General features: G+C 34.8%; 14 protein-coding genes. 2 read left to right on the top strand and 12 right to left on the bottom strand.

Annotated elements, in window-relative coordinates; translation table 11 throughout:
* Positions 1–2: 2 nt before the first annotated feature.
* Genes AN161_RS19240 through AN161_RS19215 form a run of 6 tightly spaced genes read right to left on the bottom strand, consistent with a single transcriptional unit; the run spans position 3 to position 6798 of the window.
* Positions 3–1421 (bottom strand): aldehyde dehydrogenase family protein, encoded by a 1419-nt coding sequence (locus tag AN161_RS19240; RefSeq protein WP_053595964.1) that lies wholly within the window; start codon positions 1419–1421, stop codon positions 3–5.
* Positions 1418–2170 carry an SDR family oxidoreductase gene (locus AN161_RS19235; RefSeq protein ID WP_053595963.1) on the bottom strand — a complete coding sequence of 251 codons (753 nt, stop codon included), beginning with the start codon at positions 2168–2170 and terminating at the stop codon, positions 1418–1420. The genes AN161_RS19240 and AN161_RS19235 overlap by 4 nt, the downstream gene beginning before the upstream one ends.
* A gap of 1 nt (position 2171) precedes the next feature.
* A complete protein-coding gene (gene lpdA, locus AN161_RS19230; RefSeq protein WP_053595962.1) occupies positions 2172–3551 on the bottom strand; it encodes a dihydrolipoyl dehydrogenase in 1380 nt (459 codons plus the stop codon).
* Between the two features lie 14 nt (positions 3552–3565).
* Complete coding sequence (locus tag AN161_RS19225; protein WP_053595961.1) at positions 3566–4852, bottom strand: dihydrolipoamide acetyltransferase family protein; 1287 nt, start codon at positions 4850–4852, stop codon at positions 3566–3568.
* A gap of 13 nt (positions 4853–4865) precedes the next feature.
* Complete coding sequence (locus AN161_RS19220) at positions 4866–5846, bottom strand: alpha-ketoacid dehydrogenase subunit beta (protein WP_053595960.1); 981 nt, start codon at positions 5844–5846, stop codon at positions 4866–4868.
* A gap of 19 nt (positions 5847–5865) precedes the next feature.
* The gene (locus tag AN161_RS19215) at positions 5866–6798 is read right to left on the bottom strand and encodes a thiamine pyrophosphate-dependent dehydrogenase E1 component subunit alpha (protein ID WP_241774605.1); all 933 of its coding nucleotides are present in this window, start codon (positions 6796–6798) and stop codon (positions 5866–5868) included.
* Positions 6799–7022: 224 nt separating this feature from the next.
* Between AN161_RS19215 and AN161_RS19210 the strand changes: the two genes are divergently transcribed.
* On the top strand, positions 7023–8681 hold the full coding sequence (locus AN161_RS19210; protein ID WP_053595958.1) for a sigma 54-interacting transcriptional regulator: 1659 nt from the start codon (positions 7023–7025) through the stop codon (positions 8679–8681).
* Positions 8682–8740: 59 nt separating this feature from the next.
* Here the strand turns inward: AN161_RS19210 and AN161_RS19205 are convergent, their stop codons facing one another.
* From AN161_RS19205 to AN161_RS19180, 6 genes are all read right to left on the bottom strand, one after another.
* A complete protein-coding gene (locus AN161_RS19205) occupies positions 8741–10033 on the bottom strand; it encodes a TRAP transporter large permease (RefSeq protein WP_053595957.1) in 1293 nt (430 codons plus the stop codon).
* Positions 10033–10515, bottom strand: a complete 483-nt coding sequence (locus AN161_RS19200; protein WP_053595956.1) for a TRAP transporter small permease — start codon at positions 10513–10515, stop codon at positions 10033–10035. Before AN161_RS19200 ends, AN161_RS19205 begins: the two co-directional genes overlap by 1 nt.
* An 87-nt stretch (positions 10516–10602) precedes the next feature.
* Positions 10603–11652, bottom strand: coding sequence for a TRAP transporter substrate-binding protein (locus AN161_RS19195; protein WP_053595955.1), 1050 nt, complete (start codon positions 11650–11652; stop codon positions 10603–10605).
* 84 nt (positions 11653–11736) lie between these two features.
* Positions 11737–12495: an SDR family oxidoreductase gene (locus AN161_RS19190; protein WP_053595954.1), complete on the bottom strand. Its 759-nt coding sequence runs from the start codon at positions 12493–12495 to the stop codon at positions 11737–11739.
* A gap of 124 nt (positions 12496–12619) precedes the next feature.
* Positions 12620–13372: a glucose 1-dehydrogenase gene (locus AN161_RS19185; protein ID WP_053595953.1), complete on the bottom strand. Its 753-nt coding sequence runs from the start codon at positions 13370–13372 to the stop codon at positions 12620–12622.
* 30 nt (positions 13373–13402) lie between these two features.
* On the bottom strand, positions 13403–13861 hold the full coding sequence (locus AN161_RS19180) for a VOC family protein (RefSeq protein ID WP_053595952.1): 459 nt from the start codon (positions 13859–13861) through the stop codon (positions 13403–13405).
* A 324-nt stretch (positions 13862–14185) separates the two neighbouring features.
* Between AN161_RS19180 and AN161_RS19175 the strand changes: the two genes are divergently transcribed.
* Positions 14186–14845, top strand: coding sequence for a hypothetical protein (locus AN161_RS19175; RefSeq protein WP_053595951.1), 660 nt, complete (start codon positions 14186–14188; stop codon positions 14843–14845).
* The last annotated feature ends 281 nt before the right edge of the window (positions 14846–15126 follow it).

Raw genomic sequence — 15126 nt, 5'->3', positions numbered from 1 at the left:
TCTTATTGATTCCAAATAACTAGCTTTAATTCTGTCATTTCTTCTATAGCATATTTTATACCCTCTCGACAGTTACCACTTTCTTTCACACCTCCATACGGCATATGGTCTACTCTAAATGTTGGAATGTCATTAATAACTACTCCACCTACTTCTAAAAGATGCATGGCTTTTGAAGCTTTTCGAATATCATTTGTAAAAATACCAGCTTGTAATCCAAACCGAGAATCATTTATTGCTTCAATAGCTTCTTGAACAGTACTAATTTTATTTACTGTAACAATGGGCGCAAAGACCTCTTGGCACGATACTTTTGAAATTGAAGGTACTTCAGCTAAAATAGTAGGTTTTAAAATATTTGCTTCTACTTGGCCCCCACTAATTAATTTTGCTCCCTCTGCTATCGCCTCATCAATCCAGCTTAGGGCTCGATTATTGTCCTCTATACTAATCAGCGTTGAAATATCTGTCGTTATATTCAGCGGATCTCCCAATACCAATTTCTCAGCCTTTTCTTTAAACTTTTGCAAAAATTCTTCTGCCACACTTTCATGCACATAAATTCGTTGTAATGAAATGCAAATTTGTCCTTGATTTGAAAATGCCCCAACCACACATTTATCAGTTATTACATCAATATCCGTATGTTGATCGATGATTAATCCTGCATTCGATCCTAGTTCTAGGGAGACTTTCTTCAGTCCAGCACGTTGTTTTATACCTAACCCAACGCCTGGACTTCCCGTAAACGTAACCATTTTTACTTTTTCACTTTCTACCAAAACATCTCCAACTGTTCTTCCACTTCCAGTTACCAAATTAAATGCGCCTTTTGGTAAATCTGTTTGGCTTAATAATTCCGCTAAAAATATGGATGATAGCGGTGTTTGAGATGCTGGTTTTAGAACAACCGTATTACCCGCTGCAATCGCTGGCCCTAATTTATGTGCGACTAAATTCATCGGGAAATTAAATGGCGTAATAGCTGCTACCACTCCTAATGGTTCTCGAATTGTTAATCCAATTTTATTCGCACCATTTTTGGCAGCATCGATAGGTAGAACTTCACCGTAAATTCGTTTTGCCTCTTCTGCCGCGAATTTATAAGTTTCTATTGTTCGTTCTACTTCACCTATTGCAAATTTCAAAGGCTTCGCAGATTCTAATGAAATAATCTCTGCGGCTTTGTCTTTATTAGTAATTAACAGGTTTACCAACTGTTCTAATATATTTGAGCGCTCATAAGCCGTTAGATTTCGCATTACTTTAAATGCTTCTTGTGCTGCATCGATTGCCTCTTCAACCTGCTCGATTGAAGCCTGGGCAATCTTTGCGATTGTTTGTTGTGAATAAGGTGACTTTAAATCACTATATATTTCACTTTCTCTCCATTGTCCATCAATATATAAATTTTTTCTCATCGTGATAAAACACCTCCATCGACTGGGATTAAAATGCCTGTAACATAATCAGATGCTTTGGTAGCTAAAAACATAGCTGTACCTACAATATCTTGAGGATCGCCCCATTTTTTAGATGGAATGCGATCTTCAAATTCTTTTTTACGTACTGAGTCCTGTAAAATATCGGAATTCATGTCTGTTAAAATATACCCCGGAGCAATGGCATTTACTTGAATCCCATATTGAGCCCATTCATTTGATAATGATTTTGTTAATTGTAGTACCGCTCCCTTACTTGCTGAATAAGGTGAAGAATTGTACGCCCCAACAATGGATACGATTGAGCTTAGATTAATAATTTTACCTTGTCCAAATTTTTTCATTTCGACTGCCGCTAATCGACTTAATTCAAATAAAGATAAGACATTTAAGTTAAATATTTTTTGCCATGTATCTAATGGTACATCCACCGCTGGACTACGTTTAATAATTCCTGCACAGTTAATAAGAACATCTACTTTTCCATCTAATAGCTCTAAAGCTTGTTTAAAATATAGTTTTATTTTCTCGACTTCCATTAAGTCACACTTAATATAGCCAACATTTAAAGAGCTAAGTGAGGCTGTTTTGTCAGAAATATCCAGAACAATAATTTCAGCTCCAGCCTGCTTAAAGGCCTTTACGAATTCATGGCCAATTCCTTGAGCCCCACCGGTTACAATTATTTTTTTCCCTTTTAGATTAAAAAGTTCAGTGTTGTCTGTCATGTTAATGAACCCCTTTACCAATACTTAAATTAGCTACTTCCATAAATATTTCAGACAGTGATGGGTGTGGTTGAATCATCTCAGCCATTTCATACACGGTACCTTCAAGACTCATATATGCCGATCCTTGTCCAATTAATTCTGTTACATATGGACCTACCATACACATACCATAAATTTCACCGTATTTAGAATCTGTAAATACTTTGACAAAGCCATCTTTTTTTCCTAAAGTCTGAGCTTTTCCATTTCCAAAAAGATTATATTTAGTAACTGTGTAATCAATACCTTTACTTTTCAAGTCATTTTCTGATTGGCCAATACTTGCAATTTGTAAATTTGTATAAATGCATCGTGGCACAATTGAATAATCGATTTTCTTTTGTTTACCTAAAATATTCTCAATGACAGTTAATCCTTCTGCACTTGCAACGTGAGCAAGCTGATATCCGCCTATTACATCTCCGACCGCATAAATATTTGAAATATTTGTTTGTAAATAGTCGTTAACTTTAATAAATGCTCCATTGTACGCTAAGCCTAATTGCTTGGTCGCAGAATCGTTAGGTGTCCGTCCTACTGCCATAAGTAACTCTTCTGAAGAAACGACAACTTTCTCTCCTGATTTCTTCTCTACTTTTAGTGTCTTTAATCCATTTTCTTCACTCATACTTGTCACAAGATGTTCCGTTAAAATATTAATTCCTTTTTCGTGAAGCTTTTTGTGTAAAACTTTTGAAGCTTCCTCATCTTCCATAGCAATAATTCTGTTGCTATATTCAATAATAGTCACTTTAGATCCTAAACTATGAAATACATCGGCCAGCTCTACGCCAATTACCCCACCACCAACAATCGTAATAGATGATGGTAACGTTTTAAGATCAAAAATTGTATCAGTTGTATGATATTTAACTTTCTCTAAGCCTTCCATTTTCGGAATAAATGGACGGCTTCCTGTTGCAATAATAATATTTTTAGTTGAAAGAGTAGTCTTTTCATTATTTGAAATGACTTCAACCTCTTGAGGATTTTTTATTGATCCTAACCCATTAAATACTTCTACTTTTCTAGTTTTTAATAAAGATTGGATACCCATTCTTAAATTATTAAGAACTGAATTTTTGTAGGCAACCATACCTTCCATCGAAAATTCTACGTCTTTTACTATAATCCCACGTTGCTTTCCTTGCTCAATTTCTTCTAGTATTTCTGCATTTTTTAGAAAGGTTTTTGATGGGATACAGCCTTGATTGAGGCAAGTTCCTCCTAGCTGTCCAGCTTCTATAAGCGCAACCTTTAGTCCTTCACTGGCCCCTCTCAACGCAGCGACATATCCCCCGGGACCTCCGCCAATTATGATTACATCAAATGTTGTCATGTTCTCACCTCAATTTAAACAAGCATTCTAAATGGATTCTCTAGATTTTCTTTCAAGTCCGTCATAAACTGAGCAGCTGGTGCTCCGTCAATTACTCTGTGGTCAAACGATAATGATAATTGCATCATTGAATTTATAACTACCTCACCATTTTTTACAATTGGCTTTTCCAAAATTCTTCCTACACCTAAAATCGCTGACTGTGGCTGATTAATAATCGGTGTAAATGAATCAACAGCAAACATGCCTAGATTGCTAATTGTAAAAGTACCATTTTCAAAATATTCCGGACTCAATTTTCCACTCTTTATGTTTGCAACTATTTCCTTACTTCTTTTTACAATCTCCGCTAAACCTATTTGATCTGTATTTCCAATTACCGGTACTACCAAACCTTCATCTAGAGAAACGGCAAATCCAATATTGACCTCCTCATAAAAATGAATTTCGTTATTTTGTAATGAAATATTTAATGCTTTGTTTTTAGATAATGTATGTGCAACTGCTTTAACAATTAAATCGTTAAAGGATAATCGATACCCTGTTTCTTTCTCAATTACAGGTAGTAATTGTTTACGCAGACTTACACATTCCGTCATATTGATTTCTGTTGTCATTGTTACATGCGGTGCAGTATAATAGCTTTCGCTCATTCGCTCTGCAATTACTTTTCGCATGCCTTTTAACGGTACTTTTTTCAGCGGTGTAGATTCTACTTCTTGTGATGATGTTGTTGCAGAAACAGCGGACAAGACATCCTTTTTCGTTATTTTACCGTGCTGTCCTGAGCCAATTAAATCTTTATCATCTATCTTTAGGTCCTGAACCATCTTTTGTGCCAATGGTGTGATTTTAGATGTATCTTGTTGTAAGTAATTTTCAACATCCTGTTTTTGTACTCGACTGTTTGGACCTGTTCCAGATATAAGAGAAAGGTCAACTCCATTATCTTTTGCAAGCTTGTTGGCAGCAGGTGTTTTTCGTACTTTTCCTTGCTCATTGCTTTCTTCTAATTTATTATCTATAGATTCTGAGGAGTTTTCAGTTTGCTCTATTGCCTCATTTTCTTCACCCATATAGGCAATAATTTCATGTACTTTTACTGTGCTACCTGCATCATATAGTTTTTTTAAAAGATGTCCTGAAGATTCAGCTTCTACTTCTAGAACAATTTTATCTGTTTGAATTTCAGCAATCGGATCGCCTTCCTCGATAAATTCACCATCATTTACAAGCCAACTAACAATGATGCCCTCCTCCATCGTTGCTCCTAATTTGGGCATTACCACTTCTCTTGCCATTTCGGTTTCACCTCTATTTATTCATTAATTCTAAACATTTTTGATAAATATCTGATACTTGAGGGATTGCAGCTTTTTCAAGTTTTGGGTTATATGGTATTGGTGCTTCTACTCCACCTAATCGTAAAATCGGTGCATCTAAGTAATCAAAGGCATCACTCTCAGCGATTAAACTAACGATTTCTGTACCAAATCCGCCTCTTTTCACTGCCTCATAAACGACTAGTACTCTCCCAGTTTTCTTAACAGATTCTAAAATCGCCTTTTCATCTAACGGAACAAGTGTCCGTGGATCAATTACCTCCACATCTATTCCCTCTTGTTCAAGTTGTTGTGCAGCTTCTACTGCATGATTTACCATCATACCTGTAGCAATAATAGTAATGTCCTTCCCCTCTCGTTTAATATCTGCCACGCCAAGAGGAATTTCATAAGATTCTTCAGGAACATCTCCTTTTAGGTTATAAAGCATTTTATGCTCATAAAATAAAACCGGATTGTCATCTTTTATTGCAGCTTTTAATAAGCCCTTAGCATCGTATGCATTGGAAGGTTGTACAACTTTTAAGCCCGGTATATGTGTCATCCATGCTTCTAAGCTCTGTGAATGTTGTGCTGCAAATCCTGCACCAGAGCCAGCTGGTAATCTTACTACCATTGGAACTTTTGCTTTCCCACCAAACATATAACGCATTTTAGCTGCTTGATTTACAATATTATCCATAGCAATTACAACGAAATCGGAAAATTGAATTTCTAAAATTGGGCGCATTCCTGTCATTGCTGAACCGACCGCACAACCACTAATTGCTGCTTCTGAAATAGGAGTAATACGAACTCGTTCAGGACCAAATTCATCAATCATTCCACTTGTGACACCAAAAGCTCCACCATATACTCCGATGTCCTCACCCATAATAAATACATCATTATCTTCACGCATCACTTGAGTCATTGCTTCTTTAACAGCTTCTGAATAACTAATTTCTCTCATCTTGATTTCTCCTTTTCCCCTAGGCGTAAATATCTGTCATTAAAGTATCTATACTTGGATCATCACTATTTTCAGCATATTCAACCGCTTCTTTCATCTGGTTTTGAGCTTTTTCGTTTAACTCTATGAATTCGTTTTCATTTATGACATTATTTGAAATTAGAATTTCCTTAAAAACTTCGATTGGATCCTTTTCTTTCTTCCACTCCTTCTCCTCTTCGCGCGTTCTATATTTTCGAGCATCACTTCTTGAATGCCCTTCCCATCGATAAGTTTCCGCTTCAATCAATGTAGGGCCCTCACCCTTTTTCGCACGTTCGACTGCATCTTGTGTCGCTTTAATGACCTCTAAAATGTTATTACCGTTAATTGTTTCGCTTGGAATTCCGTAGCTTGATCCTCTGACAGCAATGGACTCAATATTTGTCATTTCTGTAATAGAACCTGACATTCCATATAAATTATTTTCACAGAAGAAAATTACCGGAAGCTTCCATATAGATGCAAGGTTAAGTGATTCGTGGAACGCCCCTTCATTTGTTGCACCATCCCCGAAGAAGCAAAGTACTACATAGCCTAGCTCCTTCATTTTTGATGTCAAAGCAGCGCCGACACCAAGTGGTAGACCAGCTGCTACAATTCCATTTGCACCTAGATTTCCAACTGTCATATCAGCGATGTGCATAGAACCTCCTTTGCCTTTGCAATGACCCGTTACCTTCCCAAATAGCTCTGCGACCATCTTTTTAACATCTGTTCCTTTAGCAATACTGTGTCCATGACCGCGATGTGTGCTTGTAATCTTATCTTCATTATTCAGAGGGAAACAAGCACCTACTGCTGTGGCTTCTTGGCCAATACATAAATGCATAGTTCCATGAATTTTTCCTTGTTGATATAGTTGTTTCAGTGTCTCTTCGAACTTTCTAATGAGAATCATGTCATACAACATTTTCTTTAAATCCTGATTGTCTAAGCCTAATTCTTGAAATAATAACTCATTTGACATATATAGAACCTCCTAAAGATATTTACATTAATTATTAATGCAAAAAGCATGCCAACTTTTATTGATGCAAAAATCCAGTATTTTCTCATCGAACAAGGGGAAAATTGATGTATAATTGTGCCGAAGTGATGAGTTATTACATCACATCTACTTAAGGGGGAGTATGAATGTTTTACAATCAATTAAAAGTACTAGGGGTTATAGAGTGGGATCAAGTTAGAGATGTTCTAGCAATTAATGAAACTGCCAAGACTTATGAAAAGTTTTTTGATGATATAAAAAAGCAAGTTTCTAATGGTTATAAGTATTTTTGTATGTTGTCTTCTAACTTGGAGATAAATGTTATAAACAATGCTGAGGATTTTTCTAAACTAACAATTTTTATATTACCTCTAACAGAATCCGTTAGCTTAAATCAGGAAATTGATAAGTTGGATAATTTAAAAAAAGAGTTAGATGAAGTTATTAATTCATCGTTTGACGGTATTGTTATTTCTGATGCGAAAGGGAAAATTATGTATCAGAATCCTGCCTATGAAAGAATTACAGAGCTTTCAACTGAATTTTGCATAGGAAAAAATCTACAATCCTTAGTAGACAAAGGAATTATTGATGTTTCTGCATCATTAAAAGCTATCAAGGGGAATCGTTCTATCACAATAAGTCAGAAAATTAAAACAGGGAAAAATGTTTTAGTTTCAGCCGTTCCAATCAGAAGCAAGCAAGGGGAAATCATCAAAATTGTTAATAATGTCCGTGACTTAACTCAACTAAATAATCTAGAGACAGAAATTCAACAATTAGAAATTAAAAATCAAAGAATCCATGAAGAGTTACAACAATTAAAAGGGATTAGTGACCCGAAATATTCAATTATCGCACACTCTACACAAATGAAAGATGTCATTGACCGGGCTTTAAGAGTTGCTCAAATTGATTCAGGTGTATTAATTCAAGGGCCGTCTGGTGTAGGTAAAGAAAAAATAGTAGATTTAATACACCGAAATAGTATTCGGAAGGATGGGCCATTGATTAAAATTAATTGTGGTGCAATCCCTGAATCTCTTCTTGAATCGGAATTATTCGGATATGAATCAGGTTCTTTTACAGGTGCCACAAAAAAAGGGAAGGCTGGATTATTTGAGGCTGCTAATAATGGTACAATCTTTTTAGATGAAATTGGAGAGATGCCTCTACAGCTTCAAGTAAAACTATTACGAATACTTCAAGAACGAGAAGTTATGCGCATTGGTGGTACAACACCAATTCAAGTAGATGTCCGTGTAATTGCTGCAACAAACAGGAATTTATCGGATATGATTGAAGAGACGAAATTTAGAGAAGATTTATACTATCGACTTAATATTATACCAATCAAAATTCCACCACTTGAGCAAAGAGTAGCGGATATCATTCCTCTTATTTATCATTTTACGAATAATTTAAATATTAAATATGGATTAAATCGTTCTTTTTCATCTGAAGTGCTTGAAACGTTTGCGAACTATAAATGGCCAGGGAATGTCAGAGAGTTACAGAACATCGTAGAACGAGTTGTTTTAATGAGTCAACACTCAGAGATTACGATGGATGATTTACAAAGAGAATTAAACTTAAATAGCGATAGCATTCAAGTATCAAATGGCAATACATTAATTACCCATCATCTACCGTTAAAGGATCAAGTTGAATCTTTTGAGGAAAATATTATTCGAGAAGCAATTAAAATTTATCCTAGTATAAGAAAAGCAGCAATTGCATTAAAAATAGATCAATCCACACTTGTAAGAAAACTACAAAAATATAAAATAGAGAACCATTCATAATAAAAAACGACCTCCTGCTTTTGAACAGTGGAGGTCATTTTTATTTAACTTTAATATCATTACTTACTAGATAATAACTGTGGTAAAAATAACGTTAATTGCGGCACAAATGTAATGACGCCTAGTAATATTAGTAACGCTATTACAATAGGCGTTAAATGTTTAAAAGTTTCTTCAAAACGTATATTTGCCACTTTTGCACCAATAAACAGATTTAACCCCAATGGTGGTGTTAATAAGCCTAATGTCAGGTTGAAGCACACGATCATTCCAAAATGTAATGGATCTACTCCTAAAGGCGTAACGATTGGTAAAAGTAATGGTACAAATATTAATAATGCTGCAACTGTTTCAATAAACATTCCTACAACTAATAAGAAAAGATTAATTAACACTAGAACGATAATCGGATTTGTTGTAAAGCTTGAAATACCATTAGCTATATATTGTGGTACTTGCTCTAATGTTAAAATTTTACCGAAGAACGTTGCTGTACCAACGAAAATCATGACAGAACCAGATGTAACAGAAGCTTTTAAAAATACATCCATTAAATCACTTAATCGTAATTCTTTATAAATGAATAAACTTACGATTAAGCTATAAACAACAGCTACTACCGCTGCTTCTGTAGGCGTTACAATACCACCATATATCCCACCTAAAATAATGATAGGGGCTAATAATCCGAACTTTGCTTCATTTAACGATCGCCAAAAACCTATTTTTTCTTCTTCCGGTTGTTGGTCTACATAACCTTCTCTTTTACATACAATATAGTTAATGATGATTAATATCACTGCAATTAATAAACCTGGGACAATACCAGCGATAAATAAGTCGCTAATTGACACTCCTGCCATGATGCCATAAAAGATAAAGACAATACTTGGTGGAATGATAGGACCGAGAGCGCCTGCACTTGCTGTTAATGCTGCGGCATATGGTTTCTTGTAACCACTGTTAATCATGTGCGGTATCATAATTCCACCGATACTGGCAACCGTTGCTGCACCTGATCCAGAGATTGCTGCAAAAATTAAACTTGCGAGTATTGTAATTAAACCTAAGCTACCTGTCCAGGAGCCCACCATTGATTTGAAGAAATCAATAAGTCTTCTAGAAATCCCCCCTGTACTCATTAACTCTCCTGCTAAAATGAAAAATGGTACAGCTAATAATGAGAACGAATCATTCGATGTAAATGTCGCTTGAATAAGAAATGAAATAGGGATTGTTCCTTCAATTAGAACAACGGTTAACGCAGAAATTGCTAAAGAAATTGCAATCGGGATATTTATTAATAGACATAGAATAAATACAATTGTGAGAATTCCAATGGCACCTAACATTATTTCTCACCCTCTTTTCTCTTTACAAAAACATCTAATATCTCCACTACAAAAATTCTTATAGCCATTAAAAAATACCCAATCGGAATCCCTAAATAGACTACTCCCATTGGTAAATTAAGTGCTGCTGAAGTTGCGTTTTGTTTGTATAGATTATTTGCATATTGAAAGCCTAGATACGAAATATATAAACTGAACAGCATCCATATCATACTACCTACCAAGTTCACATATGGCCGGATTTTTTTTGGGATAATCATATTCAATGCTTCTACTCTAATATGTGCTTTCGTAATGACAGCATAACTTGCACTTATAAAAACAAACCAAACAAACAAATATCTTGATAGTTCTTCTGCCCAAACAATTGAGGAGTTAAAAACATATCTTGAAACCACAGCTGCAAACATGACTACCGTCATAATTAATAGAATTGCAAAGCTAGCATAAGCTTCGATTGGTCTCTTCATAAGCTTCCCCATTGCTTGTCCCCTCCTTTTGTACCCTTGTAATTATCAATAGGTCTTTTCATTACAAGGGCAATAAATTGAACTTTATTTCTCAGGAAATTATTTCAATTCCTCTAGTAATTTGATAGCTAAATCATAATTTTCTTGACCAATTGCATCCATGTTGTCTTTGGCAACATTTGATGTCACTTCTTTAAATACCTTTCTCTCTTCCTCAGATAATTCAACTACATCTACACCTTTATCTTTTAAGCCTTGGATGGCATCTTTTTCTGCTTTCGCTACAAGGTCTATCGCATATTTTGTATATGAAGCTACAGATTCATCTATCATCTTTTTCATATCTTCACTTAAACCATCATAGAAATCCTTATTTACTAGCACACCATGTAATAATAAAATGTGATTTGTCGCTGTAAAATGGTTGTTTACTTCATAAAAACGATCTCCGTAAATTAAAGGTGTTGTTGTAGATACACCATCGATTGTACCTTGCTGTAATCCTGTAAACACTTCACTATAAGCCATTGGTGTTGGGTTTGCTTTCATTGACTTCAAAGTACTTAAATGTAAATTCGCAGATGAACTTCTAATCTTCAAACCTTTTAAATCTGATGGTTTCTTAACAGATGTTTTACCGTTTAAAATGCTATAGTAGCCTAAATCTATAAATCCAAGGAGATACATATTTGATTTATCAGCAACCTCTTTCTTTAATAGGTCCCCATATTCTCCCTCTAGGAAAGAGTAAAATTGTTCGCGACTATCAAATAAAAATGGTACATCAAAAATATTAAAAGCATTTGCACCAATTGAATTTGCAATACCGTAAGCTGATGTTGTTGACAGTTGAATTGTACCGTTTTGTAATAATTCAGCTGTTGTTTCATCAGAAGTTGTTAATGTACCGCCATTATAAATTTCAACGTTTATATCACCATTGCTTTTCTCTTCGATTGTATCTTTAAAATTCTCATATCCTAAATTTAAAAAGTTGTTTGCATCGACTTGGTTTGCCATTTTTATCGTAATTTCTTTACCATTAGATGCTGATTCTTTTCCACTGTTGCTTGAACACGCTGCTAAAAATATTAACGACAACGCCATTATTGAAAACATCAATTTCTTTAGTACATTTTTATTTTTCATAGTATAAGCCTCCTGCTTTTCACTAAACATTCGTTCAATTGATTTGATGATTTAAATTCATAAAAATTGTCCAATTCTACCGGATTAAAAATTCATTTTAGATTGTCCACCGTCTACATTGATGGTTGCACCAACAATCCAAGAAGCTTTTTCAGACGTTAAATAAACAACTACATCTGCAATTTCTTCTGGTGTACCAAAACGACCTGCTGGAATATCATTCTTTACAAACTCTTCAATTTTATAAGGATTCTCTCTCGTTAACCTTCCCCAAACACCACTTTCATGATAAACACTACCAGGTGCAATGCTGTTAACTCTTATACCGTATTTAATGACTTCGCTTGCTAACGCTTTCGTGAAACTAATTAATGCTGCTTTTGAATTATTGTAGGTTGCCTTGCCTCCACTTTCCCTACCATAAATAGAAGAAATATTAATAATATTCCCTCTTCCTTGTTTTTTCATATGTTTAATGACCAATTTGCTAAGATGTACGGTCGAAAAATAATTTAATTCAAATGCTTCATAGAAATTCTCCATGGGAGTTTCTAATATGCTAGAGCCATTACTTCCCCCTGCATTATTTATCAATATATCGATATGATCATGATCTAATATGTATTTTTCTATTAGACCCTCACGCTCATAATTATTCGTAATGTCAGATTGATAGGTCGTAACATTTTTTAACTGTAGTTTGGCTTCATTCAAATGCTCTATAGAACGGCCAACAATTGAAACATTCGCATTTTCTTCTATAAATCTCTTAGCTATTTCTAGTCCAATACCCTTTGAACCACCAATAATCAATACATTTTTCTTAGCTAGATTCAACTCCATATAATTGCTCACTTTCTCGAGATTATCGTTTATCTCCTACTAACTCGCTACCTATCTATAATTCCTTATCTAGGTTTACTAGTTCAAAGAGGATATCATTTCTTATAATTCCAACTCCAACTTTTTATCTTCCTAAAAAACCACCGTCTACTGGTAAGAGGATGCCATTGATATAGTCTGATTTATCTGAGCATAAAAATTGTAAAGCACCAGCTAATTCATTTGGCTCGCCAAAGCGTCCAGCAGGTACACGGCTAATTAGTGATTGATATCTTGACTCATCCTCAAGAATAAATTGATTTAATGCTGTTTTATAGTATCCAGGAGCAATTGCATTTACGTTAATACCATCTTTAGCCCATTCGTTAGATAAAGATTTTGTCAATTGGGAAACTGCTCCTTTACTTGCGGAATAAGCTGATGCATTATAACCACCCTGTACAGCTAATACAGATGCAATATTGACTATTTTCCCAGCGCCCTTTTTCAACATTTCATGATATGCCAGTCTACTTAATTCGAATATTGCAGTGACATTAACATCAATGATTTTTTGGAAATCCTCAATTTGTAAATCAATCGCAGGCATTGGTTTATGAATTCCAGCGTTATTTACAAGAATATCTAACTCCCCACCTAATAGTTGAACTGCTGCATGGAATACTTCAGGAATTTTCTCTAAGTTCGATAAATCTGCTCGCGCCCCGTATACAGAAAATCCTTCATTCTGCATATCTTGAGCAATCTTCTCTACATCATTTGAATAATCAATGATACAAACCTCTACACCATATTCACAAAGACCCTTTACCATTGCTAACCCGAGACCTTGAACGCCACCTGTAAGTATTGCTTTTTTACCCTGTAAACTTTGCATAAACTCCATCCTTTACTGAATTCGCTTTCATTAATTTGTACTCTTTTCCATCAGCTCAATAATATATCCATCCGGATCATACATATAAATAGCTTTTGATCCCTTATTTGCACCTAATGTAATATCTACAATTTTTTTAGATCTAAATTGAACTCCAGACAATTTTAGATCCTCGTACATTTCTTCTATCCCTTCAACCTTTAGACAAATATGTCCCGATCCATAATCGCATGGACGAACATTGCCTGGGTATCTTTCCATGCCTACATACTCAAGTAGCTCTATTTCATTTCCTCCTGGAATTCTAATAAATGCAATTTTGACCTCTTGTAAATTGACAAGTTCAACTATGCTTGAAATATATTCATTACTTGAAATTTGTCTCGAAATTAATTCTAAACCTAACTTATTTACGTAAAAATCTAAAGAAATCTCTAAATCCTTTACTGTTATTCCACTATGGATAAAACCTGTAACTTTCCCCTTCACATTTATCCCCCCTTTCCGCCTCACTTTTATATCATGCAAAAACCGTGCCAATTTTAAACCATGATTAAAAGTTGGTGAAGTTAGATTAATAACACCAATGACACATAAAAATATTTGCAAAAAATCATCACTTGATGATTTTTAACATCATTTAATTTTAGGGCTTTATAATTTTTTATTACCCGAAAATAGGCGAGAACTCATTTAATGGATATTTAGACATATTATTTAGTTCTTGACAAAATGGAGTGGTATATACTTTAATTAATATATGTTTTAATAATTAAAATATATATTAATTAAATTAACATGAGGTGATTATCCGTGATTCAAAAACTACGTACAGTAACCCTTACAAATGGCAATATTAAAGACTTAGCAGCAGACTGTGAGCAATTAAATATCCGTGGATCCGTTGCTTTACATCAAGAAGTACGCCTAAAAAAGATCTCTACTCATGGTCATAGTTCTTTTCATTCCCGTGTTGAAGCGCAGATTTTAAATAGTACAGGATCATGCTCTATAAAAGATTTTTGCGAAATTAATGAGGTTAAAAATGCCGGGAGCTTAAATATGCGCAATGGGCAAGTAACAAAATTGAATAGTTCTGGGAAGCTGACCATTGAACAAAGTTTAGAGGCTGAAATTGTGGATGCAATCGGTATTGTGAAAGCAGCAGAAATACTAGCCAAACATTTTCATTTAAAATTGTCTGGTGAAAGTGGAATTAGGGAGCTTATTGCAGATGAAATATGGATAGAAAAGGATAAGATTTCTGTTCTTCCTTTATTAAAGAAAAAATTAATTTGTCATTGTATAAAAGGGAAAAATGTACGACTTTCCTATACGCATGCGGAAGTAGTCGAAGGAGATGTGGTCATTGTAGGCAGTAATTGTAGAGTAGAAACACTTTATTATAAGGATAGCTATTCAATCGCTCCAAATGCTAAAGTGCAACAAATTGTACGGAGGGAAAAGGAATGACATTCGTAAAAATCATTCAGGCCTTTTTTTGCTCATCGGCACTCCTTGTGTTATCTATCCTCTATGTATGTTTGGTAGTAAGTGCATTAGTGTCAATACTAGCTGGCATTTTGCGAACATTTGGCCTTGAGCAAATAAAGATGGGCATTTGGTATGGCGTTGACCTTCCAGTCATCTTTAGCATTCCCCTAGCCCTTCTTGTATCTTTTTTGCTGTTCTTTTGTTCAATGTATGTTAAACGCTCTATCGTATTCTGTCTTTCGAAGCTTAGGTTTTAAAAT

It is taken from the genome of Lysinibacillus sp. FJAT-14222, assembly GCF_001278875.1.
Classification (GTDB): Bacteria; Bacillota; Bacilli; order Bacillales_A; family Planococcaceae; genus Lysinibacillus; species Lysinibacillus agricola.
The sequence above is the reverse complement of the archived record's forward strand: the minus strand, read 5'-3'. Positions and strand labels throughout refer to the sequence as shown.

What these genes read in the sequence shown, in the direction of transcription:
- AN161_RS19195 (WP_053595955.1), bottom strand. Translation starts at nt 11,652, where the DNA reads ATGAAAAATAAAAATGTACTAAAGAAATTGATGTTTTCAATAATGGCG.
- AN161_RS19215 (WP_241774605.1), bottom strand. Translation starts at nt 6,798, where the DNA reads ATGTTGTATGACATGATTCTCATTAGAAAGTTCGAAGAGACACTGAAA.
- AN161_RS19200 (WP_053595956.1), bottom strand. Translation starts at nt 10,515, where the DNA reads ATGGGGAAGCTTATGAAGAGACCAATCGAAGCTTATGCTAGCTTTGCA.
- AN161_RS19220 (WP_053595960.1), bottom strand. Translation starts at nt 5,846, where the DNA reads ATGAGAGAAATTAGTTATTCAGAAGCTGTTAAAGAAGCAATGACTCAA.
- AN161_RS19235 (WP_053595963.1), bottom strand. Translation starts at nt 2,170, where the DNA reads ATGACAGACAACACTGAACTTTTTAATCTAAAAGGGAAAAAAATAATT.
- AN161_RS19190 (WP_053595954.1), bottom strand. Translation starts at nt 12,495, where the DNA reads ATGGAGTTGAATCTAGCTAAGAAAAATGTATTGATTATTGGTGGTTCA.
- AN161_RS19185 (WP_053595953.1), bottom strand. Translation starts at nt 13,372, where the DNA reads ATGCAAAGTTTACAGGGTAAAAAAGCAATACTTACAGGTGGCGTTCAA.
- lpdA (WP_053595962.1), bottom strand. Translation starts at nt 3,551, where the DNA reads ATGACAACATTTGATGTAATCATAATTGGCGGAGGTCCCGGGGGATAT.
- AN161_RS19210 (WP_053595958.1), top strand. Translation starts at nt 7,023, where the DNA reads ATGTTTTACAATCAATTAAAAGTACTAGGGGTTATAGAGTGGGATCAA.
- AN161_RS19205 (WP_053595957.1), bottom strand. Translation starts at nt 10,033, where the DNA reads ATGTTAGGTGCCATTGGAATTCTCACAATTGTATTTATTCTATGTCTA.
- AN161_RS19225 (WP_053595961.1), bottom strand. Translation starts at nt 4,852, where the DNA reads ATGGCAAGAGAAGTGGTAATGCCCAAATTAGGAGCAACGATGGAGGAG.
- AN161_RS19240 (WP_053595964.1), bottom strand. Translation starts at nt 1,421, where the DNA reads ATGAGAAAAAATTTATATATTGATGGACAATGGAGAGAAAGTGAAATA.